The organism is Agromyces zhanjiangensis (genome assembly GCF_040496055.1).
GTDB classification, from domain to species: Bacteria; Actinomycetota; Actinomycetes; order Actinomycetales; family Microbacteriaceae; genus Agromyces; species Agromyces zhanjiangensis.
In genome coordinates this window covers 36,466-57,489 of record NZ_JBEPKB010000005.1, presented here as the reverse complement: position 1 = coordinate 57,489, position 21,024 = coordinate 36,466, and the positions used below count along the sequence as shown (strand labels likewise).

The 21,024-nt window shown below is 70.9% G+C and carries 16 protein-coding genes; 8 read left to right on the top strand and 8 right to left on the bottom strand.

The window, feature by feature from the left end; all coding sequences use genetic code 11:
• Positions 1–41 precede the first annotated feature (41 nt).
• Entirely contained in the window at positions 42–1,406 is a 1,365-nt protein-coding gene (locus ABME02_RS11115; RefSeq protein WP_353815389.1) for an O-antigen ligase family protein, read from the top strand.
• A complete protein-coding gene (locus ABME02_RS11110) occupies positions 1,403–2,674 on the top strand; it encodes an O-antigen ligase family protein (RefSeq protein WP_353815388.1) in 1,272 nt (423 codons plus the stop codon). The genes ABME02_RS11115 and ABME02_RS11110 overlap by 4 nt, the downstream gene beginning before the upstream one ends.
• A 13-nt stretch (positions 2,675–2,687) precedes the next feature.
• Here the strand turns inward: ABME02_RS11110 and ABME02_RS11105 are convergent, their stop codons facing one another.
• Together ABME02_RS11105 and ABME02_RS11100 are read right to left on the bottom strand one after the other, a co-directional pair.
• The gene (locus tag ABME02_RS11105) at positions 2,688–3,725 is read right to left on the bottom strand and encodes a glycosyltransferase family 2 protein (RefSeq protein WP_353815387.1); all 1,038 of its coding nucleotides are present in this window, start codon (positions 3,723–3,725) and stop codon (positions 2,688–2,690) included.
• Complete coding sequence (locus tag ABME02_RS11100; RefSeq protein WP_353815386.1) at positions 3,722–4,894, bottom strand: glycosyltransferase family 2 protein; 1,173 nt, start codon at positions 4,892–4,894, stop codon at positions 3,722–3,724. The genes ABME02_RS11105 and ABME02_RS11100 overlap by 4 nt, the downstream gene beginning before the upstream one ends.
• Before the next feature lie 56 nt (positions 4,895–4,950).
• Here ABME02_RS11100 and ABME02_RS11095 point away from each other — a divergent pair, with 56 nt between their 5' ends.
• The 3 genes from ABME02_RS11095 to ABME02_RS11085 are packed head-to-tail and all read left to right on the top strand — an operon-like array spanning position 4,951 to position 8,155.
• Positions 4,951–5,829, top strand: coding sequence for a glycosyltransferase family 2 protein (locus tag ABME02_RS11095; RefSeq protein WP_353815385.1), 879 nt, complete (start codon positions 4,951–4,953; stop codon positions 5,827–5,829).
• Positions 5,826–7,064, top strand: coding sequence for a hypothetical protein (locus tag ABME02_RS11090; protein ID WP_353815384.1), 1,239 nt, complete (start codon positions 5,826–5,828; stop codon positions 7,062–7,064). Before ABME02_RS11095 ends, ABME02_RS11090 begins: the two co-directional genes overlap by 4 nt.
• Positions 7,061–8,155 carry a glycosyltransferase family 4 protein gene (locus ABME02_RS11085; protein ID WP_353815383.1) on the top strand — a complete coding sequence of 365 codons (1,095 nt, stop codon included), beginning with the start codon at positions 7,061–7,063 and terminating at the stop codon, positions 8,153–8,155. The genes ABME02_RS11090 and ABME02_RS11085 overlap by 4 nt, the downstream gene beginning before the upstream one ends.
• A gap of 7 nt (positions 8,156–8,162) precedes the next feature.
• Here ABME02_RS11085 and ABME02_RS11080 read toward each other — a convergent pair whose 3' ends face one another.
• Together ABME02_RS11080 and ABME02_RS11075 are read right to left on the bottom strand one after the other, a co-directional pair.
• Positions 8,163–9,335, bottom strand: a complete 1,173-nt coding sequence (locus tag ABME02_RS11080; RefSeq protein ID WP_353815382.1) for a glycosyltransferase family 4 protein — start codon at positions 9,333–9,335, stop codon at positions 8,163–8,165.
• Positions 9,332–10,876 (bottom strand): DUF2142 domain-containing protein, encoded by a 1,545-nt coding sequence (locus tag ABME02_RS11075; protein WP_353815381.1) that lies wholly within the window; start codon positions 10,874–10,876, stop codon positions 9,332–9,334. The genes ABME02_RS11080 and ABME02_RS11075 overlap by 4 nt, the downstream gene beginning before the upstream one ends.
• 199 nt (positions 10,877–11,075) lie before the next feature.
• Here ABME02_RS11075 and ABME02_RS11070 point away from each other — a divergent pair, with 199 nt between their 5' ends.
• On the top strand, positions 11,076–12,017 hold the full coding sequence (locus ABME02_RS11070; protein ID WP_353815380.1) for a glycosyltransferase family 2 protein: 942 nt from the start codon (positions 11,076–11,078) through the stop codon (positions 12,015–12,017).
• A gap of 2 nt (positions 12,018–12,019) precedes the next feature.
• Entirely contained in the window at positions 12,020–13,552 is a 1,533-nt protein-coding gene (locus ABME02_RS11065) for a DUF2142 domain-containing protein (protein ID WP_353815379.1), read from the top strand.
• Between the two features lie 22 nt (positions 13,553–13,574).
• On the opposite strand, the gene ABME02_RS11060 is transcribed toward ABME02_RS11065, so the two are convergent.
• Positions 13,575–15,917 (bottom strand): hypothetical protein, encoded by a 2,343-nt coding sequence (locus ABME02_RS11060; RefSeq protein WP_353815378.1) that lies wholly within the window; start codon positions 15,915–15,917, stop codon positions 13,575–13,577.
• A 118-nt stretch (positions 15,918–16,035) separates the two neighbouring features.
• Here ABME02_RS11060 and ABME02_RS11055 point away from each other — a divergent pair, with 118 nt between their 5' ends.
• A complete protein-coding gene (locus tag ABME02_RS11055) occupies positions 16,036–17,607 on the top strand; it encodes a hypothetical protein (RefSeq protein ID WP_353815377.1) in 1,572 nt (523 codons plus the stop codon).
• A gap of 91 nt (positions 17,608–17,698) precedes the next feature.
• Here the strand turns inward: ABME02_RS11055 and ABME02_RS11050 are convergent, their stop codons facing one another.
• Genes ABME02_RS11050 through ABME02_RS11040 form a run of 3 tightly spaced genes read right to left on the bottom strand, consistent with a single transcriptional unit; the run spans position 17,699 to position 21,015 of the window.
• A complete protein-coding gene (locus ABME02_RS11050; RefSeq protein ID WP_353815376.1) occupies positions 17,699–18,964 on the bottom strand; it encodes a polysaccharide pyruvyl transferase family protein in 1,266 nt (421 codons plus the stop codon).
• Positions 18,961–19,929: a lysylphosphatidylglycerol synthase domain-containing protein gene (locus ABME02_RS11045; RefSeq protein WP_353815375.1), complete on the bottom strand. Its 969-nt coding sequence runs from the start codon at positions 19,927–19,929 to the stop codon at positions 18,961–18,963. Before ABME02_RS11045 ends, ABME02_RS11050 begins: the two co-directional genes overlap by 4 nt.
• Before the next feature lie 3 nt (positions 19,930–19,932).
• Entirely contained in the window at positions 19,933–21,015 is a 1,083-nt protein-coding gene (locus tag ABME02_RS11040) for a nitroreductase family protein (protein WP_353815373.1), read from the bottom strand.
• Positions 21,016–21,024 lie beyond the last annotated feature (9 nt).

Genomic DNA, 21,024 nt, shown 5'->3' with positions numbered 1-21,024 from the left:
GGCGGCAGGTCAGGCACGGCCTCCGCGATACCCTTGTGCGCATGACCCTCGGACGACGGCCGGTGCTGGAGAGCGCGTTCGCCACGTTCGTGTTCTTCACCGCGTTCGCCGGACAGTTCTGGCGGAACCTGCTCGGCTGGTGGGGGTTCGGTGCGGTCGTCGCAGTGGTGCTGATCGGCTCCGTGTGGCTCTGGGTCGCCCGCCGGCCCCGCGCGACCTGGCGTCGGACGCCGAAGTCGACGTTGTTCTTCCTCGGCATCGCGACGCTCTCCCTCGCCTGGTCGCACTACCCGGGCGGCACGGCCCTCGGGCTCGCGATCCTCTTCGTGACGACCGTCGCCGCCCTCTCGCTCACGCTCTCGCTCGGCTGGCACGGCGTGCTGCGCGCCGTGAGCAGCGCGCTCAAGTGGGTCCTCGCGCTCTCGCTGCTGTTCGAGCTCTGGGTCGCCGTGTTCGTGCGGGAGCCGCTGCTGCCGAACTTCCCCGACTTCGACCCGACGGCGGGCGACCTGCCGATGGCCTACTACTGGTCGCGCGCGATGCTCTTCGACGGCGGTCCGATCGAGGGCATCGTCGCCAACCGCAACCTGCTCGGCATGGCGGCGCTGATCGCCGCGATCCTCTTCGCCGCGCTGCTCGCGAGCGGGGGCATGCGGCGCGCCCAGGGCATCGGCTGGCTGGTCGTGAGCGGCGTCGTCCTCCTCCTCACGCGCTCCGCCACCGTCGCCCTCGCCGGGCTGCTCGTGCTCGCCGCGTTCGGGTTCGCGACGTGGGCGCGACGGGCCGGCCCCGACGGCCGCCGCATCGTCTACGTCTCGGCAGCGGCCGCGCTCGTGGCATCCGTCGCCCTCGTCGCGCTGCTGTGGAACGCGCTGCTCGGCCTCTTCGGCAAGAGCGACGACCTGACCGGCCGCCTCGACATCTGGGCGTCGGTGAGCGCGCTCGCGGCCGAACGCCCGATGGTGGGCTGGGGCTACATCGGCTACTGGCAGCCCTGGGTGGAGCCCTTCGACGGGCTCGCGGTCCGCAACGGCGTCGAGTACCTGCAGGCCCACAACGCGTGGCTCGACGTCTGGATGCAGCTCGGCATCGTCGGACTCCTCGCCTTCGCCGCGATAGTCGTCGGCGCACTGTGGCGCTCGTGGTTCCTCGCCGTCGACCGGCCGCGGGACGAGCGCGGCCACCCGGTCGGGTTCTCCGCGATCGCAGTCGTGCCCCTGCTGGTCCTCGTCGCACTGATCGGCCAGTCGCTCGCCGAGAGCCGCCTGCTGGTCGAGTCCGGCTGGATCCTCCTCATCGCGATCGCATGGGGCACGAAGCAGCGGCAGTGGTCGGCCGAACCGCTCCCGAGCATGCCGCCGACCCGCTCGCCACGCCGGTGGTCGCGTGCGGAGGTACCCCGGTGAGGTCGGCCCTGCGCGAGTTCGCCGGCTCGGCGCGCTTCGCGCAGGCGGTCACGCTCATGTCGGTGGGACTGGCGTTCTCGACCCACGCGGTGCGCGCGATGGTCGGCTGGCCCGGGCTCATCGCCGCGCTGGCCACGCTCATCGTGCTCTCCGCAATCTCGCTCGTCGCGCGATGGCGGGCCGTCGAGTGGTACGGCATCCTGCCGCTGACCATCCTCGTGTTCGTCGGCTGGTGCGGCGCCTCCGTGATCTGGAGCGACACGCCGGGCCTCACGGTCCTCGGCGTGGGCTACCTCGTCGCCTTCGGCGTGCTCGGGTTCTACGTCGCGCTCATGCGCGACACCATCCAGATCGTGCGAGCCTTCGGCGACGTGCTCCGGGTGCTGCTCGGAGTCTCGCTCGCGCTCGAGGTGCTCTCCGGCATCCTGCTCGACCTCCCGATCGCATTCCTCGGGATCCAGGGGAACATCGCCGCGTTCGGCCCCGTGCAGGGCATCTTCGGTTCGAGGAACGTGCTCGGCTTCGTCGCCCTGATCGGCCTCATCACGTTCATCGTCGAGTGGCGCACCCGGAGCGTCCTCCGTGGCCGCGCGATCGCCTCCGTGGTGCTCGCGGGCCTGCTGCTCCTGCTCTCCGGATCACCCACGACCTTCGTCGCCCTGGGCATCACGCTCCTCGCGCTCGCCGCGCTCTACGGCCTGCGTCGCGTGCCGGCGGACACGCGGTGGCGGTGGCAGCTGGCGCTGCTGGTCTCCGCCGTCGCGATGCTCGTCGTCGGATGGATCATCCGCATCCGCATCATCGAGCTCCTCGACGCGCGCGGTGAGTTCGACGTCCGCCTCGATGTCTGGCGCGAGGTCTCACGCTACCTCGCGGTGAACCCGCTGCAGGGCTGGGGCTGGGTCGGGCGGTGGCCGGATGCCGCACCCTACGTGTGGGTCGAACGCGGAGTCGGGCGCGACCACTCGTCGGCCCTCAGCGCGTACATCGACGCCTACTTCCAGGTCGGGGTCATCGGCGTGCTCCTCTTCGCCGGGCTGGTCGGCGTCGCCCTCGTGCGCGCATGGCTCCTGGCCTCGTCGCGTCGCAGCGTCGTCTACCTCTGGCCCGCGCTCGCCCTCGTCGCCCTGAGCGTCACGAGCTTCGCGGAGAGCTTCGCCCTGGTCGAGGGCGGGTGGATGCTGCTCGTCGTCTGCGCCGTGAAGGCCGCACGCGACATGAGCTGGCGCGACGCACTCGCGGGCACGTCGCCGGCGCGGCTCGCGTGAGCCCGCCCCGGGGTCAGATCGGCTGCACGAGGTCGCGCAGCACGTCCTGGGCGCCCAGCCCGTAGCGCGTGTAGCGGCCGGTGCGCCATTCCCTCAGCACCGGCCCGATCCGGGCGACGCGTGCCGCGGGCAGGCTCGAGCGCGCCCGCTCGTGCGCGAGCTTGTCGCCGGTCACGGTGGCGACGAACTCCGGCGCGACGCCGCCGGCGCGCTCCGCGATGCCGGGCAACCGGTCGGCGAGCGCTCCCGCGCGCGCGAGCAGCCGGCCGTTGCGCTCGGTGCGCGGTGCCCGCAGCCGGTCGATGCGACCGCCCCAGTCGAGCGACGTCACGCCGATCTGGTTCGAGCCGTGCTGCCGGTACCCGATGAGGCGCTCGGCCCGGAACCCGATGCCGCCGGACACGGCGGCGACGACCGCGAGCCACTCGTCGTGGACCCAGCTCGCCGGGAACGGCGCCGCGAGTTCGACCAGCTCCCGGCGCAGCATCATGGTCGCGCCGGTGAGGAGGTTCCGGCGGAGGAGCTCGTCGAACGCGGCGGCGCCGTCGACCGAGGCCCGCAGCGGCTCGTCGATCCCCAGGGTGTCGAACAGCGACGCCGGCATCGCGGTCCCCTGCGCGTCGACCAGCTCGGCATCGCCGGCGACGAGGCACAGCGACGGCCGCTCCTCGAACGCGGCGAGCGCGACGGCGATCCGGTCCGGGTGCCAGAGATCGTCCTGGTCCGACAGGGCGATCACGTCTCCGGTCGCGGCGCGCAGCGCCTGCTCGAAGTTGGCGGTGACGCCGAGCGGCACGTCGTTGCGGAGGACCAGCAGGTCGACGGCCGCGCCGGTCGCGCGGTACTCCTGCACCGCGCGCTCGACGATCGCGATCGTGTCGTCCGCCGAGGCGTCGTCGCTCACGACGATCTCGTCGACGGGCCTCGTCTGGCCGAGGATCGTGGCGACCTGCTCTCCGACGAAGCGCGCGCCGTTGTGCGTGCCGATCACCACCGAGACGGTCGTCGCACGCGCCGCCGGCCGTGCCGCGGCATCCGCTGCGCCGCTCATTCCTTGCGGAGCCCGACCTTGAGCACCCCGAGGAACATTCCCGCCATGATGGTCTGCGAGCCGAGCATCATGAAGAGGGCGGCGAGGACGGCCATGCGCGCGGTGGTGCCCGGATCGAGCGGGCCGAAGTCGGCGGCGGCCCAGACGACGAACTGCCAGATCGCGATCCCGATCCCCACGATGAACAGGGCGAGTCCGGCGAGTGCGCCGCTCTCGAGGCTGATCCGGCGCTCGAGCCGGTCGAAGTTGCGCGATCTCGGGATCCGGAACCCCTCGTGCTGCGCGTAGATCTTGGTCAGGATGGCGAACAGCACCGACTGGTACCCGACGACGGTGAGGGCGGCGAGGTACACCTGGCTCAGGAGGTCGAACCCGACGTCGCCGAACACGACCGGCCCGAAGGTGAGCGCGAGCGTGCCCAGGAGCCCGAGGAAGAACGCGACCGCACCGGGGATCAGGAACAGCCAGCGCGGGCTGAAGATGAGGAGGAACCGCAGGTGCCGCCATCCGTCCCGCCAGCTGCGCAGGTGCGGCGGCCGGCTCCGACCGTCCTTGTCGAGCGTCGTGGGCACCTCGGTGACCCGCAGCCCGCCGAGCGTCGACTTCACGACCACCTCGCTCGCGAACTCCATGCCCGTGGTCTGCAGGTGCAGGTCGAGCATCGACTGCCGATGGAAGCCCCGGAGCCCGCAGTGGAAGTCGCCGATCGGCGATCGGAAGAGCACGCGGCCGATCCACGACAGCACCGGGTTGCCCAGGTACTTGTGCAGCGGCGGCATGGCCCCCTCGGCGATCCCGCCGCGGAACCGGTTGCCCATGACCAGCTGGTCGCCCGCTCGGAGCCGGTCGACGAACGCGTCGAGGTTCGAGAAGTCGTAGCTGTCGTCGGCGTCGCCCATGATCACGTAGGTGCCCCGGGCCGCTTCGATGCCGCCGAGCAGCGCGCTGCCGTAGCCCTTCGCCGGGACGTCGACCACCCGGGCGCCGTGCGCCCGCGCGATCTCCTGCGACCCGTCGGTCGAGCCGTTGTCGGCGATCACGACCTCGCCCACGACGCCGCTCCGCTCGAGGAACCCGTTGGCCTTGTCGATGCAGGTCGCAAGGGTCTCGGCCTCGTTCAAGCACGGCATCACGATCGAGAGCTCGATCGTGTCGGTCGCAGCAGGCATGTGGCGATGATCCTGTCGGTGTGTGCGGGCGTGATCATCGTACAGAATGAGACATCGTGGACCTCGGACTGGTGGTTTCGACGCTCGGGCGCGTCGAGCCGCTGCGGCGCCTCCTCGACTCGCTCGGAGGGCGGCTCGGGGCCGGTGACCAACTCGTCATCGTGGCGCAGCGGAACGTGGCGCAGGTCGAGGCGCTGGTCGACGGCTTCGACGCGGGTGCCGGTCGCGTGGTCGTCACCACGAGCAACCCCGGCGCCGCGCGAGGACGGAACCACGGAGTGTCCGTGCTGAAGGGGACGGACCCCCTCCTCGTGTTCCCCAACGACACGACGTGGTTCCCGGCCGGCACGGTGGAGGCCCTTCGCGCACTGCCCGACGACACGCGGCTCGCCGCGATGACCGTCGTCGACGAGCACGGCCCGAAGTTCGAGCTCCCCGAGCCCGGCACGCCGTTCGATCGATGGAACGCGTGGAGCGTGATCGAGATGGGCCTGCTCATCCGGCGGAGCCTGTTCGACGCCGTCGGCGGGTTCGACCCCGACCTCGGCACCGGTGCGCCGACTCCGTGGCAGGCGGGCGAGGCGACGGACCTGCTCCTGCGCATCGACGACCGCGCACCCGACGCGACCGGGCGGATCGCCTGGCTGCCGCCCTCGGTGGCGGTGGGCGGGATCGCCGACGCCCACGGACTCGCTCGGGCGGAGCGCAGGCGGAAGCTCCGCGCCTACGGCCGCGGGCTGGGCCTCGTCGTCACGCGCTGGCACTACCCGTGGCCGTGGCGGGTGGCCTTCGTGGGCGGCGGGCTCGCGTTCGGCGTGCGGCACGGCGGCGAGTACGGCGTCCTCGACGGCTGGTGGGTCTTCCTCGGCCGGCTCGAGGGAGCGGTCGGCCGGACGTTCGGCGGCTCCTCCGCGCTCGAGGCGGTGCGCCGATGAGCCTCGAGTCCCCGGCGCCGATGCGGCTGCGCCGTGCCACCATGAGCGCGATCACCCTCCTCGGCGGCGTGTCCCTCGCGGTGATCCCCGCCGCGACCGTCTCCATCGCGTCGCGCCTCTTCACGCCCGCCGAACAGGGCGTGATCGCCGTGGCCGTCACGGTCGCCACCTTCGCGGGGCAGCTCGCGTTCGCCGTCATCGTCGAGTCGCGCCTGAGCTCCGCGGGTACCGAACGACGCGTCGTCTTCCCGCTCTGGCTCGCCGCGGCATCCGTCGTCGCGGGCGTCGCGGTGGTGGCCACCGGGCCGAACGTGGTGTCCCTCTGCATCGGGCTCCCCGTCCTCGTCGCCGCGCTCGAGGTCGGCCGCGGCGTCTCGGTCGCCGAACGCCTCGATCGTCGGGAGATCTGGGCCTCGATCCTCGTCGGCGCAGGTGCGCTCGCCGGGGTCGTCGCCGGCTTCGCCGGCCAGGCGTGGGCGCTGACGCCGCTCGTCGCGGGCATCGTCGCGGCGACCGTCGTCCGATGCCTGCCGGTCGAGCATCGCGCGAGCCGCCCGGAGCGACGCGTCATGGGCTGGGTGGTCGCCGACACCGCGATCACCGGAGCCGTCTACCCGCTGCTCAACTCGATGATCCTGGCCTTCCTCGGCCCGAACGAGGCGGTCCTGTTCGCCGCGATCTCGACCGTGTCGGGCCTGCTCGCGATCCCGCTGAACTTCATGCGCCTCCGACTGCTCAAGGAGCACTCGGGGCTCGACATCGTCGTGTCGGCCGGCGCGGTCGTCGCGGCGATCGCCGCGCTCCTCGTCGCGGAGTGGCTCGGCGTGTTCGGATTCCTCTTCGGCGAGGCCTGGACCACGTCGGCGACGCTCCTGCCGCTGCTCATCGCCTGCGCGTGGCGCGCGGCCTCGCTCGCGACCACGATCCCGTTCGCCTCGCTGCGCCGTCGAGGGGAGGTGCGACTCGTGACCGGCCTCCGCGCCGTCGTCTCGGTGATCACGTTCGCCCTGGCCGGGCTCGCACTCGTCACGGGCTCGCTTGCGGCGGTCTTCGCCGGGCTGCTCGTCGCCGAAGTCGTCTCCGCGATCATCTACGAGGCGGCGCGCCGGCGCCGCGTCGCGGCGGTGCGGGGCGCCGCTCCGTCCGGGCGGGACGCCTCGCGCTCCGCCGAGGCCGCGACCTCCGACGTGCCGCGCCACGCCCGCGACGACCAGTCGGGCGGCGACGCGCCATGACCCGGATCCTCGTCGACCTGCTGTTCCTCACCGGCCGGAAGGGCGGCATGGAGTCGTACGTCCGGGAACTGTACCCGCGGCTCGGTTCGCTCAGACCCGACCTCGAGTTCGTGGGGCTGGCCTCGACCGAACTCGCACGAGACGGGGCGCCGTGGTTCCCCGGAGAACTCGTGGCGTCGGGCCGGTCCGGCGAGGACCGCATCGCATGGGCGCGCGGCGAGGTGTTCGACGTCTCGCGCCACGCCGCACGGCTCCGCGCCGATCTCGTCCACGCACCCGCGAACCTCGGCCCCGTCCGGTCCCGGACTCCCGTCGTCCTGACGGTGCACGACCTGCTCCCCTTCCGGCACCCGGAGTTCGTGCCCGGCCCCTACGCGCCGGTGCTGCGGGGGATGATCCGCGGCGCCGCGCGCGCCGCGCGACGCGTGCTCACCGTCAGCGAGTCGACCGCGGCCGATCTCGTCGACCTGCTCGGCGTCGACCCCGACCGCATCGACGTGGTGCCGCTCGCCGGCGGCGCCGTCGCGCCCCGGGACGCGACCGCCGGGACCGAGCGCTCGGACGACCTCGTCCTCGCGATCGGCAACCGCATGCCGCACAAGAACTTCGTCGCACTCCTCGAAGCCGTCGCACTCATGCCCGCAGACCGCCGTCCGAGGGTCGTCGTGACCGGGAGCCACGACGACGATCCGCTCGCGCCCGAGGTGCGACGGCTGGGCCTCGACGAGCGCGTACGGCTCGAGCGCTGGGTCGCGTCCGACGAACTCGAACGGCTCTACGCCGAGGCGGCGCTCCTGGTGTTCCCGACGCGGTTCGAGGGATTCGGACTCCCCCTCATCGAGGCGATGGCGCGCGGCGTCCCCGTCGTGGCGTCCGACCTGCCCGTCCTTCGCGAGGTCGGCGGGGACGCCGTCGCCTGGTTCCCCCCGACGGACCATGCCGCGCTCGCCCGGACACTGCAGGACCTGCTGTCCGACCGGGAGACCCGGACGAGGATGGCCGGGCAGGGCGCCGCTCGCGCAACGGGGTACTCCTGGGACCGGACGGCGATGGGCACGCTCGCCTCGTTCGACCGCGCGCTCGACTCCTGAGCGCGATTCACCGACGCAGCCGCTCCATGCGCTCGAGGATCTCGTCGACCGATGCGCCGAGGTTCCGGCGCTCGCGCTCGGCGGCGAACCAGTCCGCCGTCGATCTCCGCATCCGGTCGCCGCTCAGGACGACCCGGACGATCGCGCGGCCGAGGGCGTCCGCGGATGCGTCCTCCGCGATCTCGCCGTTGACGCCCGGTGCGACCAGTTCGGCGGCCGCGTTGTCCTCGCCGGCCACCACCACCGACGGAGTGCCCTGCGCTGCCGCCTCGACGACCACCAGCCCGAACCCCTCGCGCGCCGATGGGTTGACCAGGGCGGCGGCGCCGGCCGAGAGGGCGTCGAGTTCGTCGTCGTCCACGCGCCCGAGGAACTCGACCGCGTCGGCGACGCCGTGCTCGACGGCCGCGTCCCGTGCGGCCCCGGTCTCCGGTCCCGTCCCGACCACCCGCGCTCGCAGGCCCGGGACCGTCCGACGGGCGACGCCCAATGCCGGCGGAAGCGCCGACAGTCGCTTGTCCGCGATGTGGCGGCCGACGAAGAGGACGTACGGAGCGTCGTCGCTCGAACGCCGGTCGCGGCCGGCACCGTCGCGAACCGGGCCCGCGAGATCGAGCAGCCCCAGCACCACCGGGTCCGCGTCGCGACGCGCCATCCGGAGCCGGCGCCGCGTGAACTCGCTGTTGACGGTCTGGATCGAGCCCACGCGCACGGCGAGCCACTGCAGGACGGCGGCGATGCTCCCCGTGAACCGGCCGGCGTAGTCGCGCCACTTGCGCGCCGGCCACACCTCGAGCCAGTCGACGGCGATGACCACGGGGGTGCCGAGGAGCGCGAGACGGACCGCGAAGACGTTGAGGACGGGCAGGGCCGCCACGATCACGAGGTCGTACCGACCGCGTCGGCGGACGAAGTACCGGAAGAGCCCGACGGCGAACGCGACCGCGCTGGAGGTGGTCCGGACGCCGAGACCGTCGTAGATCGGGCCTCGCCAGACCGAGGCGATGTCGAACGACGCGTGCGGGGGATCGTCCGCGGGCCACTGTCCGCGCGTGACGTACGTGACCTCGCCGCCGCGGCCGACGAGCAGCTCCGCCATCCTCCGGTAGACGCGCTCTCCCCCGCCCGTGTTCACCGGGAACAGGCAGTCGTACGCGATGGCGATGCGGGTTCCGGTCACCGCGCCGCGACCTCCGTCACGAGTCCGCTGCGTCGGACGACGGACCGGGTCGTCATGCCGACGAGCGCCGTCAGCGCGGCCGACGCGACCACGTACGACGCGATGAGGACCCACCACGCGACCGGAGGCTCCCAGCCGGGCGACCGCCACATCTCACTCAGCGCACCCTCGGTCCCGACCATGTACCGGTAGAGCACGAAGGCGAAGGCCAGCACTCCGAACGACGCGACGAGCGCCGCGACCACCCACGACATCCGATCCACCACGTGCAGCACGCGGCGGGCGCTGCGACCCGAGAGCACCCATCCGGCCACGATCAGCACGCCGAGGAGGAGGACGAGCCCGTACCTGCCCTGCCAGATGATCCCGGTCTGGGCCACCGACCGAGCCTGGACGAGGGTCGGGACGACCACCGAGGAGGCGGCGACGAGCAGCACCAGCGTGGTCGACCGCCGACGCGTCGCCGTGACGGAGAGGACCAGGACGGTCCCCGCCGCGACGACGGGCAGCCAGTAGACCCAGATCGGCAGGATCGTGTCGAGCCAGCCGAAGATTCCGACCGCACCGACCAGGAAGTCGGGGAGGTGGCGGATCATGTACGCCGCACCGGCCAGGAACGAGCCGCCGACGAGTGGCGCGTCGCCCTCGGAGGCCTGACCGGAGAGGCTTCCGCCGCCGAGGGTCCACGCGACCGAGAACCCGCAGGCGAGCGCGATGGCCACGATCCATGGAACGCTCGCGCGGGTCGTGAGCAGTCCGCGGAGGCTGCTCCATCCCACGACGAGCACGGCGAGCAGGAGGATCACCGCGACCCAGAGCGGCCCGAGCGCCCGAGCGTTCGCGAGCAGTGCGGCCGAGATCGTCGCCACGAGCCAGAGGTACCACCCCGACGGCCGTTCAGCGTGGCCGTCGGGGTCCTCGGCCGCGTTGGACTCCAGCAGGCGCAGTGCGGCCACCCAGAGCGCGACCCCCGCGGCGATCTCGACGCCGTTCGGGTTCACCGAGCCCATGAGGAACACGTTCATCGGGGCGGCCGCGAAGCCGACGGCCATCGGAAGCCACGCCCGCGGCCTGCCGACGACGGCGAGTTGGAACGCCGCCGCGATGAGCACGGCGCAGAGCATCGCACTCGTCACGCGCATCGAGTACAGGCCGGCCTCGCCACCGACCAGCAGGCTCGGCCACCCGACCAGCGCGTAGTACGCCGGATTGTAGGCATCGACCCAGGTTCCGAACCGGTCGTTCCCCGCACCGAGCTCCGCGGCGCAGCCCGCAGAGCGTTCGGGATGGAATGCGAAGCACGTCGAGGTCGCGGGGAACCGGAACTCCTCGGGCAGTCGGACGACGGGATGCTTCTCGCCCTCGACCTGCTCGCCGAAGAGCTGCCCCCGAACCTGTGCGACCGCGTTCGCGACGTGGGCGTTCTCGTCGGGCACCGCGAACACCGGACCGGCGAAGGCCCACAAAGTCGCGAGCGAGAACACGGTGAGGAACGCCGCTCCGAACACGTCCCAGCGGTACCGCTGCGCACCAGATCGCACGGGGTGGTCCTCCCTCCGCCGGCCCGGGGACCTCGACCGGCATCGCATACGGCAGCCGCGGGGCCCACGGCGGCCGGACGGCGTCGGCGTCGCGCGGCCCCGGCCCGAGCCGGCGTCGCGGATCCTTTACGATATCTTCTCGGGACAGCCGCAGCGGTCGATGCTGTCCGCTTGTCGCTCCCCCGATTCCGAGGACCCCGTGAAACTCTTCATCCAGATCCCCTGCCTCAACGAAGAGGAGACGCTCCCGCTCGTGCTCGAGTCGATCCCGAAGGAGATCCCGGGAGTAGATGAGATCGAGATCCTCATCATCGACGACGGTTCTACCGACCGGACCATCGAGGTGGCCAAGGCCCACGGCGTGACGCACTTCGTCCGTCACACGCGCAACATGGGCCTCGCGCGTTCGTTCCGCGACGGCGTCGACTACGCGCTCCTCCACGGCGCCGACATCGTCGTCAACACCGACGGGGACAACCAGTACCCGCAGGAGCGGATCGCCGACCTCGTGCGCCCCATCATCGACGGCGAGGCGGAGATCGTGGTCGCCGATCGCCAGACGGCGACCGTCGCCCACTTCTCGCCGTTCAAGAAGCTGATGCAGCGCTTCGGCAGCTGGGTGGTGAACAAGGCCGCGGGCACGGACATCCCCGACGCACCGAGCGGATTCCGCGCCTACTCGAAGTACTCGCTCATCCGGCTGAACGTCGTCACTCGATTCAGCTACACGATGGAGACGATCATCCAGGCGGGCTACAAGCGCCTCGCCATCACCAGCATCCCGGTCACGACGAACCCGAAGACGCGCGAATCGCGGCTGTTCAGCAACATCTGGGAGCACATGTTCCAGTCGGGCACGGCCATCGTGCGCGCCTACGTGATGTACCGGCCGTTCGCGCTCTTCGCCTGGCTCGGCGCCCTCCTCGGCGTCGCGGGGTTGATCCCGTTCGTCAGGTACCTCGTGCTCATCGCCCAGGAGACGCCCGGCGACCACATCCAGTCGCTCCTGCTCGGCAGCCTCCTGCTGATCGGATCGCTCCTGTCGTTCGTGATCGGCGTAGTGGCGGACCTGACCCGGATCAACCGCACGCTCGCGGAGGAGACGCTCGACTACCTGAAGCTGCGCCGGTACGGCGACTGAAGATGACGTCGCTGCCCCAGGTCTCCACGCGGATGCGCGTGGCCGTGATCGCCCTCACGGTCGCCTTCGGACTGCTGCTGTCGGTGTGGGCGACGATCACGCCCGCCTTCCGCGGCCCCGACGAGGTCTCGCACTTCTCGAGCGCGGAACGCATGGCCACGGCACCCGCCTGGCCGGATCCGGGGGACGCCCGGATGAGCGGCGCCGTCTGGGGGGCGTTCCAGGAACGGACGACCGCCGCACCCGAGCGTTCGACGCTCGGAGAACTTCGCGAGGCCGACCCCGGACTCACGGACCGGCTGGACTGGATGACCCAGCATCCTCCGCTCTACTACGCGGTCGCGGGAGGCTTCCTGGCCGCGATCGGCGGCGACGCACTGCGATGGGACCACGCGCTGCTCGCCCTCCGACTGTTCGACGTGCTGCTCGTGACGCCGATCGTTCCCCTGCTCTTCGTGAGCATCCGACGGATCACGCGCTCGAACGCGGCCGGCCTCGTCGCCGCCGCGACGCCGTTCGCGATCCCGCAGTTCCAGCAGATCAACTCGGCGGTCACCAACGACGCGCTCCTGACGCTGCTCGCCGCCGTCGTCGGCTGGCTCTCCATCCGGGTCATCACCGGCGACCGGCGATGGCAGGTCCTCCTCGGACTCGGCGTGGCGCTGGGCCTCACCACGTTCACCAAGGGGACCGGGCTCCCCGCGGCGGCCCTGGTCCTGTTCGCCCTGCTGTTCGGCCGGGGCCACCCGCCGCGCTGGCCCGCCCGGATCTGGCAGACGGTCTGGCCGCTCGCGACCGCGACGGCGTTCGGCATGTTCTGGTGGCCGCTGAACGTGCTCCGGTTCGGCGCCATTCAGCCGAGCGCGACGCGCTCCGTCCGGCCCGACAACCCGTGGCCGCCCGGTCAGGGGCCGAACGCGTACGACTACCTCGTGCACCTGTGGGACGGCTTCACCCTCACGTTCTGGGGGAAGGTCGGCGCCCTCGAGTTCCCGATCGCGTCGCCGCTCGTCGACATCCTGTCCGTGATCAGCCTCGCCGTGCTCGTCGTCTACGGGTTCCGGACGGCAGCGCTCCGCCGGGTGAACCTGATCCTCGTCGCGCAGCCCATCGGCACGATCCTCCTGCTCGTGTACGGCACGTGGGGCGTGTACACGCGAACCCAGATGATCGTCGGCGTCCAGGGGCGCTACTTCTTCGCCTGCATCGTGGTCCTGGTCGCTGCCAGCGCACTCGCATGGATGGAGTACGTCCGCAGCCCCCGCGCCCGGCGCGGCGTCGGCATCGGCGTCCTCGCACTCGGGGTGCTGATGACGGTCCACGGCCTGATCATCGCCTTGGCCGGCTTCTACGGGGCGTCGCACCTCAAGTTCACGTTCGGCAACGTGCTCACCTGGCTGGGCGTGTCGCCGATCGGGTCGGTCCCGACCGCGGCGATCGCCGCCGCCGCCGCGATCGCCTGCGCGGGAGCGATCCTGCTCGCAGGTCGCGAGCTGCTGCCCGGTCGCCGGGCCACCGTTCCGAGCGCGCCCTGATCCGCGTCCGCCCACGCAGGGGTCAGGCGGCCGGACCGATCGGGAACTGGGCGGCGAAGGCGTCCGAGACGTCGACGAATCCCGACCCCGCGGAGATCTCGCGCCACCGCGCGAGCGACATCACCTGGCGCCGCTCGCCGTCCTCGATGAGGTAGATGCTCCGGGAACCCACCCGGATGAACCGCGTCGCGTCGTCCCCGAAGTCGAGCTGGGCGCAGAGCAGCGGATCCAGTTCCGTGGGCTGCAGCGCGTAGTCCGCGACGAGCGCCGAGGGGATCCGATGCAGGCGACCGCCAGCCGGGAAGGCGATCGCGCCACCGCATCGCAGGCCCCACGTGAGCGTCGCAGGTGCCGCCTCGTAGCCGCGAAGCGCGTCCTCCGATGACAAGCGCAGGACCCCGGCGATGCCGGCGTCCCTGGTGATCGCCATCGATGGGATGCGGATCCGCTCGTCGACGCCGTTCAGGAGGTGCACCGAGCGGCTGCCGTCGATGCTCACGAGCGCACCGACGGGGTACACGGGGCCGCCCGCCGAGGTCTTCACGAGGATGGTCGGCACGGGCGCAGGCTCGGGGACCGTCCGCCCCGGGTAGACGGAGGAGACCGCCTCGGCGCTGGTGAGCCTGCGCACGGCGTCCCCGGTGACGAGGTAGCGGCTCGACGAGTTCAGCGGAGCCACCATGTCACCGTCATCGACCACCGTGCGGGTCGACACGTACCCCGAGAGGAAGTCCTCCGTCACCGGCACCGGGGTCTGCGCGGTCGGGACTGCGGACGGTCCCCACCCGACTCGACCAGCCGTGCTGACGACCTTGACCGCCCCGTCCAGCGACACGACGCCGTCGAATCGCTCGGATGACGACGGCAGCCGCGCCGCGCTGGTCGCGGCGAGCGACCCCGCGACCCGCGCGGAGACCCCCAGCTGCGACGCCGTGTACGAGCCGATCGTCCGCACCGCATCGTCGGCGTAGAACCAGTAGTCCGAGCTCCCCCGCTTCCGGATGTAGACGGAGTCGCGCACGATCGGCACGCCGGTCCGGATCGCCGGCAGGGTGTACGACGATCGCAGCGTCACGAACGTCCCCGAGATGGATGCATCGGCGAGCGACCGGTCGTCGAGCACCTCGCGCTTGGCACCGTCGCGGATGACCCAGCGGTAGCCCGACCGGTCAGAGAGGTAGGTGCGCACGGTCTCGCCACGACGGAACAGCGCGACCTGGGCGTCGGTGAGCTGCGTGTACCCACCGCTGCAGGAGCCGCCGTAGTAGGCGACGACCGTGCAACTCGACATCGGATGGATCGTGTCGCCGTCCAGGAGGTAGATCCCTCCGCTCGGACTGCGGACGACCAGACTCGCCGGACCGGCGGCGTCGTAGGAGTCGAGCTTCGAACCGGAGACGTATCCGACCGACCCGAAGCCGCGGTACGCGGCGAGCATCCGCGAGTTCGTGATGGAGTACTTCGAGCCTCCCGAGATGAGGTAGACGGTGGCGTCGGCCTCCGTCCGAACGAGATTCGCCCCGCCGTTCGGGAGCCCGAACCAGTCGGTGTGGATGCGCCAGAAGTTGCGGTTGCCGTAGGAACTGCAAGCGCCACCCGAGCCGTAGAGGTTCGCGAGCGCGGCGGCGTCGGGCGTGTACGGAGTGTAGTTGTAGAGGCCGGCGGTCGCCTGGTTCGCGATGTACACCTGCTTGGTCCCGCAGGCCGAGTTCGGGTGGTAGCGGACGCTGTTCGTCTGGCCGGCCCGATGGTTGAAGGAGCCCGGATTCGCCTTGTAGATCTGGAACTGCCGAGCCCCGTAGTACACCTGGTAGAAGAACCCGGCGTACGCGGAACTGCACGCGGCGGTGTCCGGGCACCCCATGCCGGTGGCCTTCTCGAACCGGGTCCGGGTGGGCGAAGCGGAGGTGACGAGGCTCTGCTCCTTCTCGAGGAGGACGAGCAGGGACTTCTGGCTGATCCCGCACGCGCGGCCGACCTTGGAGATGATCCGGGCCGCACTCTCGTTGCTCTCGCCGACGTACCTCCCGCAGTACAGGTCGGCCGGCATCGTCGGAGTGGTCTGCCGGTAGGTCGTGAGGCAGGCGTAGTCGCTGCGACAGGTCGGGACCTTGGAGAGCAGGAAGGACTGGATCCCGCTGGAGTCCATCGACTGCCCGTCGAAGAAGAGGGCGTCGCTGATCAGGTTGCCCGCATCGAAGTCCCTGGCGTCCGCGGCGAGCGCGTCGGGCTCGGGACCGGTCAGCCCGGAGCCCAGCAGTGCCCCAACGATGACGGCGGCGACCGCGAACACCGTGCCGACCCGACGACGGCCCGACCCCGACACGTCCTCGTGCCTCCACCGGGCGACCCGCGACTCGATCACGTCACCACCCCCCGTCCATGCCGCTCCACCCTACGGAGCGCGCGCCCGCGCCCCGGCCACGCGCCCCGGAGTTTCGCGATTGTGGGGAGCGGACCACCGCTGGCTACGATTGACTCCCATGTCGCGTGTCAGCCCACTCCGCCGCTGGCGCGCCCACCCGTACGCCGTCGTCGTGCCATCACTCGTGGTCATCGCGGTCACGTACCTCGCCGTCGCGGGCTTCGCGATCGCCACGCTGCCCTGGGAGGGGACGGCCGACGCGTACGATCACCTCGACTACATGGTGCAGCTCGCGTCCGGACAGCTCCCGCAGCCGTTCGGCCATGTGTTCGCGCCGACCGGAACGTCGTTCGGGGCGAACCGGGTGGAGGGACGGCAGTACGCGTCGGCGCACCCGCCCCTCTTCTACGCGCTCGCGGTCGCGGTGGCCGGTCCCCTGCTCGACGTCGAGCACTGGCGGATCGGCGTGGCGATCGTCCGCACGCTCAACGTGCTGGTCGGGCTCGCCGGCGTCGGGGTCCTGAGCTGGGCCGGGTGGACCATCGGCGGCCGCCGTCGCGTCGCGCTGGCGATCGCGCTGCCCGCGGTCGGCGCGTTCACCTTCGGCTACCTGCGGTTCTCGGCCGAGATCTACAACGACCTGCTCGTGACCGTGCTGTCGATGACGGCGATCGCCATCGCATGCCGGATGCTCGTCTCGCGCGTCACGTGGCCGTGGCTCATCGCGCTCGTCGCGGTCTGCGCGCTCGGAATGGGCGCGAAGGCCACGTTCATCCTCACGCTGGGACTCTGCACGGTCGCCGTGGCGACCGCGATCCTCATGGGCACCGGCCTTCGTCGGGGCAGCGGGTACCTCCGTGCGGTCGGCGCGGCGGTCCTCGTGTTCGTCGTGCCGTTCGCCGTGTGGGGATGGTTCTACCTCCGCAACCTCGCCCTGAGCGGCGACTGGTACCGATCCACTCCGAAGTCGCCGGTCGGGACCAGGTCGAACCGCACGCTGCTGTCGAACCTCCTCGATCCGGACTTCTACACGATCGTGCCCCGCGGCCTCGTCGGACGGGGGTCGGCCGAGATGGCGCACCTGGCGACGCAGGCCTCGGTGGTGATCTTCACGTTCGGAGCCGCCGTCTCGCTCGTGGCGGCGGTGATCGTGCTCGTGCGCCGACGGTGGCGCCTGGAACTCCGGACCTGGGCGATCATCGGGCTGCTCGCCGCCCACCTCCTCGGCTCGTACGCACTCCAGCTGAGCCACTCGACCGGATACGGCGCGTACAACTGGCGGTACTTCCTCCCCGCGACGATCACGATCGCGATCATCCTCGCCGGCGGAATCGCGGTCGCGGGTCGCGCCGCCGCCGTGCTGGTGCCCGTGATGACGGCCGCCCTCGCCGCGACGAACATGACGTCGTTCGTCGAGTACGGCTCCACGATCTGGCCGAAGCGGGGGCCGTCGGACGACCTCGTGATCGCGGCGGCCCAACTGATCGGCGCGAACGGGTTGCCGCCGTGGTTGCTCGTGGTGTTCATCGCCACCGCGGTCGGCGGCATCGTCGCGCTCGGCTTCACATTCTCCGCCGCCCTGCAGCGGGAATCCGAGACGACGGGATCGATCGGGTCGGACGGTTCCGGCGATGCCGGCGCACCTGCACCCTCGGTGCCGGACGGTGCGAAGGCCGCGTCGAGCGCCTGACCGGCGTGTTCGTGGGCCCTCGATGCTCCGTCCGTTCCGCGGCGGGGCGGTCCGCGGCCGCGGGGTCCGCGGCCGCGTCGAGCGAGGAGCCCTAGGCGTCGCCCTCCGACTGCGTCGCCGGCTTCCAGCCGGGCACGACGACCTGCGCGATCAGGTCCGCCTGGGCGACGGAACGCGCTCGGACCTCGGGAAGGTGCGCCACCAGTCGTCCCTGCACGTCGCTCCTGGCATCCGCCAGGGCCTCGAACCGATCGACGAGGTAGCCGGGCTCGAGCCGGTCGTGCCCGAAGGCCCAGTCCTCGAGCTCGAACATCTCCAGCACCTCTCGGTACTTGTGGCTCCAGCCGATCACCAGGGTCGGGACCGCCATGGCGAGCGAGGAGACCATCGCATGGAAGCGGCTCGCCACGAACAGGTCGCAGCGTCCGATCAGGTAGCGGAGCACCTGCGAGGGCAGCTCCCGGTCGAGGAAGAGCACCGACGAACGTTCGTCACCCAACCGCGCGAAGATCTCCCGGCACAGCGGCAGGTCGTTGTTGTGGGTCTTGTCGGTGCCCGTCCGGACGCTGTGCGGCACGAGCAGCACCTTCCGTCCGCTCCGGACGACGTGCTCGATGAACGCCACCATCTGCCCGACGTAGTCGCCATCGCGAGCGTCGACCTTCTTCTGGAGGACGACGCTCGGGCTGAGGCCGACGACCTCGCCGTCGTCGAAGAACGAGAGATCGAAGAGCGCCCCGGCCGCGGCCTCCTCTGTGCCGTCCAGCTCCAGCGAGAACGCGTAGTCCGCCCCCGCGTACAGGTTGGTCAGGCCGAGCCCCTCGGCGTATCCGTGCGTGATCCGCCCGCGCGTCACGAGCGTCGAGGCCTTCGGGAGGAAGATCTTCGAGACGGCCCGATTGATCGGATTCCGGAAGGGACCCACGGCCTGCGCGCACTTGAAGACCGGCGTCTTCACGTTGATCGCAGGCAGGATCGACGCCACGTTGTAGAGCAGGAACTTCTCGCGACCGTCGGTGAACGTGATCCCGCCCTGATCGAGCAGCACCTCGGACTCGACGAGAGCGCGGATCGCCTTGGACCGGCGCCGGATCGTGCCGCGCACCGGCGGCAGGATGCGGTAGAGCAGCGCGAGGGAGTTGATGGTCACGCCCAGCTTGCGCGGGGTCGCATCCACGATCTCGAGGTTCGGGTAGTGGTTCTGGGCGCGATCCTCGCCCGGGTACATGCTGAGCAGCGTGAAGCGGACACCGGGGATCCGTTCGCCGAGCGTCTGGATGGAGCTCTCGAGCATGGCAGAGGCCCCCTTGTTGCCCGAGAGGGCGGAGCCGATGACGGTGACGTGGGGTGCGTTCATGATGATGGGGTGTCCTTGGGTCCGGGCACTCGGAGTGCGACGTAGAGGAGGGCGACCGCGCCGTCGGCGATCGTGCTGAGGAGTCGGGAGAGGATCGAGAGGACTGCGGCCGTCGCCGCCGGCACGCCCGCGGCGACGAGGACGGCGAAGATCACGGCTTCACGCACGCCGAGTCCGCTCGGGACGAACACGGCGAGGATCCCGATCGCGCCGGCGAGCACGTATGCGGCGCCGAACAGGAGCCATTGCGACGGCGGCGGCTGCGCGATCGAGACCGCGATCACGACGAAGCCCGCGCCGTTCAGGATCCTCGGGCCGAGGAACTCGACCAGGTAGCCGAGGGTCGTGCGCGTCGGGAGGAAGTACTCCTGCGGGAGGTCCTGCTTGAGCACGCGCCGCGTGGCCAGGGAGAGCACCCGATGGAACACGTCGGGCACGAGCACCGCCACGAGGGGGACCAGCATGAGCAGCGGGAGCAGCAGCGTCACCGGGTTCTCGGCGAACACGTCGGAACCGAGGGCCAGGAGGATGATCACTGCGCTGGGCACGATCGAGGCGATCTGGAGGAAGACATTCTCGTAGATGAACGTGATGACGATGAGGGTCCGGCTGAGGCCTCGGGCACTCCCCCACGCGACCTTGTTCACGACCGCGCCGACCTGTCCGGGCACGTACTTCAGGAGCCAGGAGGCGCACTGCACCGCCATCGCCTCGCGCGGGGTGACGCGGTGCCCGTGGCTCAGCCGATTGACGATCTGTCCCCAGAGCAGGCCGGAGAGCGGAACCGCGACCGCGAACAACAGCACCGCGATCACCCAGAGCCAGTCGAACTCCAGGTCCTGCGCGACGAACTCCTCCCAGTTCGCGCTCAGGGCGCGCGCGAAGAGCACGCCGACCACGATCACGACGATGGCCGTGATCGAGTAGCGCAGCGCTCTGCGGGCGCCAGGCGGAAGTTTCGCCACGGGCTAGGGCAGGACGTTGAAGGAGCGGAACGTGTCGAGCTCCTTCTTCTGCGAGAACGGCACGAGCCCCTCGGGGTGCGCGTATCCGACCGCGATGAGCATGACGACGCGGTCGGGCAGGCCCAGTCCGAGCGTCCGCTGCATCTTCGCCTCGAGCGGCTCGAAGTCGGGCCAGTTGATCACGCTCGAGCTGAGCCCGAGCGTCTCGAGGGCGAACATGAACGACATCGCCGCAAGCGAGGAGTCGACGTAGATCGCGTGCCGGTCGCGCGGGCTGAAGTAGCTCTCGAGCTTCCCGACGACGACCACGATGGTCGGGATGTTGTGCGCGTAGCCGGCCGCACCGAACGGGAGCCCGGCGACGGTCTTGACCATCTCGGGGTCGTCGAACACCCGGAACTCGTACGGCAGCCGGTTGCAGGCGGTCGGCGCCTGTCGGGCGACGAGAAGCGCGTCGTCGATGAGCTCGCGCGGGACGGGCCGGCCGTCGAACCACCGGACGGACCGGCGCTGGCGGGCCAGCTCCATCAGCTCGTCGTAGTTCACCGTGGAGGTGTTCGACTTCACGTACGGGACGGTGCCCACGAGCACCGGGTCGTACGAGACCGCGTGGAACCGCTCGCGTGCGGCGTCGACGGCCGGGTGCGATCCCGTGCTCACGCGGAAGTACTCGGCGAGGACGTTGTGCGCCCAGTCCAGCTCGCTGCGCTCGATCGAGGTCGGGTCCACGAGGCACTGGCGAGCCGCGTTCTCGTAGAACTCGATGGTCTCGGTGATGTAGTCCTTCGCGAAGATCTCGCGGCGCGGCCGCATGATGATCCCCTTCTCGATGCGATGGACGTTGCGTCGCAGCTCGACGTGCGAGAGGCGTTCGCGGTTCTTGTTGCGGTAGTAGTCGCGCCGACCACGGAGCGTCGCCGCCTGCTCGCGATTGAAGGGCAGGAAGGCGACGATGAAGAAGAAGTAGGACAGGATCCGACTCGATCCGAACGTCTCGAGGAAGATCCGGTTGACGAACTCGTAGGCCCGACGGATCCAGGTGATCGCCAAGAGGTCCTTGGCGAAGTTCTTCAGGGTGTTCAGCACGCGTGCTCC

Coding starts and splice junctions, on each gene's coding strand:
- ABME02_RS11105 (WP_353815387.1), bottom strand. CDS start 3,725: ATGAGCGGCGCAGCGGATGCCGCGGCACGGCCGGCGGCGCGTGCGACG.
- ABME02_RS11065 (WP_353815379.1), top strand. CDS start 12,020: ATGACGTCGCTGCCCCAGGTCTCCACGCGGATGCGCGTGGCCGTGATC.
- ABME02_RS11085 (WP_353815383.1), top strand. CDS start 7,061: ATGACCCGGATCCTCGTCGACCTGCTGTTCCTCACCGGCCGGAAGGGC.
- ABME02_RS11115 (WP_353815389.1), top strand. CDS start 42: ATGACCCTCGGACGACGGCCGGTGCTGGAGAGCGCGTTCGCCACGTTC.
- ABME02_RS11055 (WP_353815377.1), top strand. CDS start 16,036: ATGTCGCGTGTCAGCCCACTCCGCCGCTGGCGCGCCCACCCGTACGCC.
- ABME02_RS11100 (WP_353815386.1), bottom strand. CDS start 4,894: ATGCCTGCTGCGACCGACACGATCGAGCTCTCGATCGTGATGCCGTGC.
- ABME02_RS11090 (WP_353815384.1), top strand. CDS start 5,826: ATGAGCCTCGAGTCCCCGGCGCCGATGCGGCTGCGCCGTGCCACCATG.
- ABME02_RS11050 (WP_353815376.1), bottom strand. CDS start 18,964: ATGAACGCACCCCACGTCACCGTCATCGGCTCCGCCCTCTCGGGCAAC.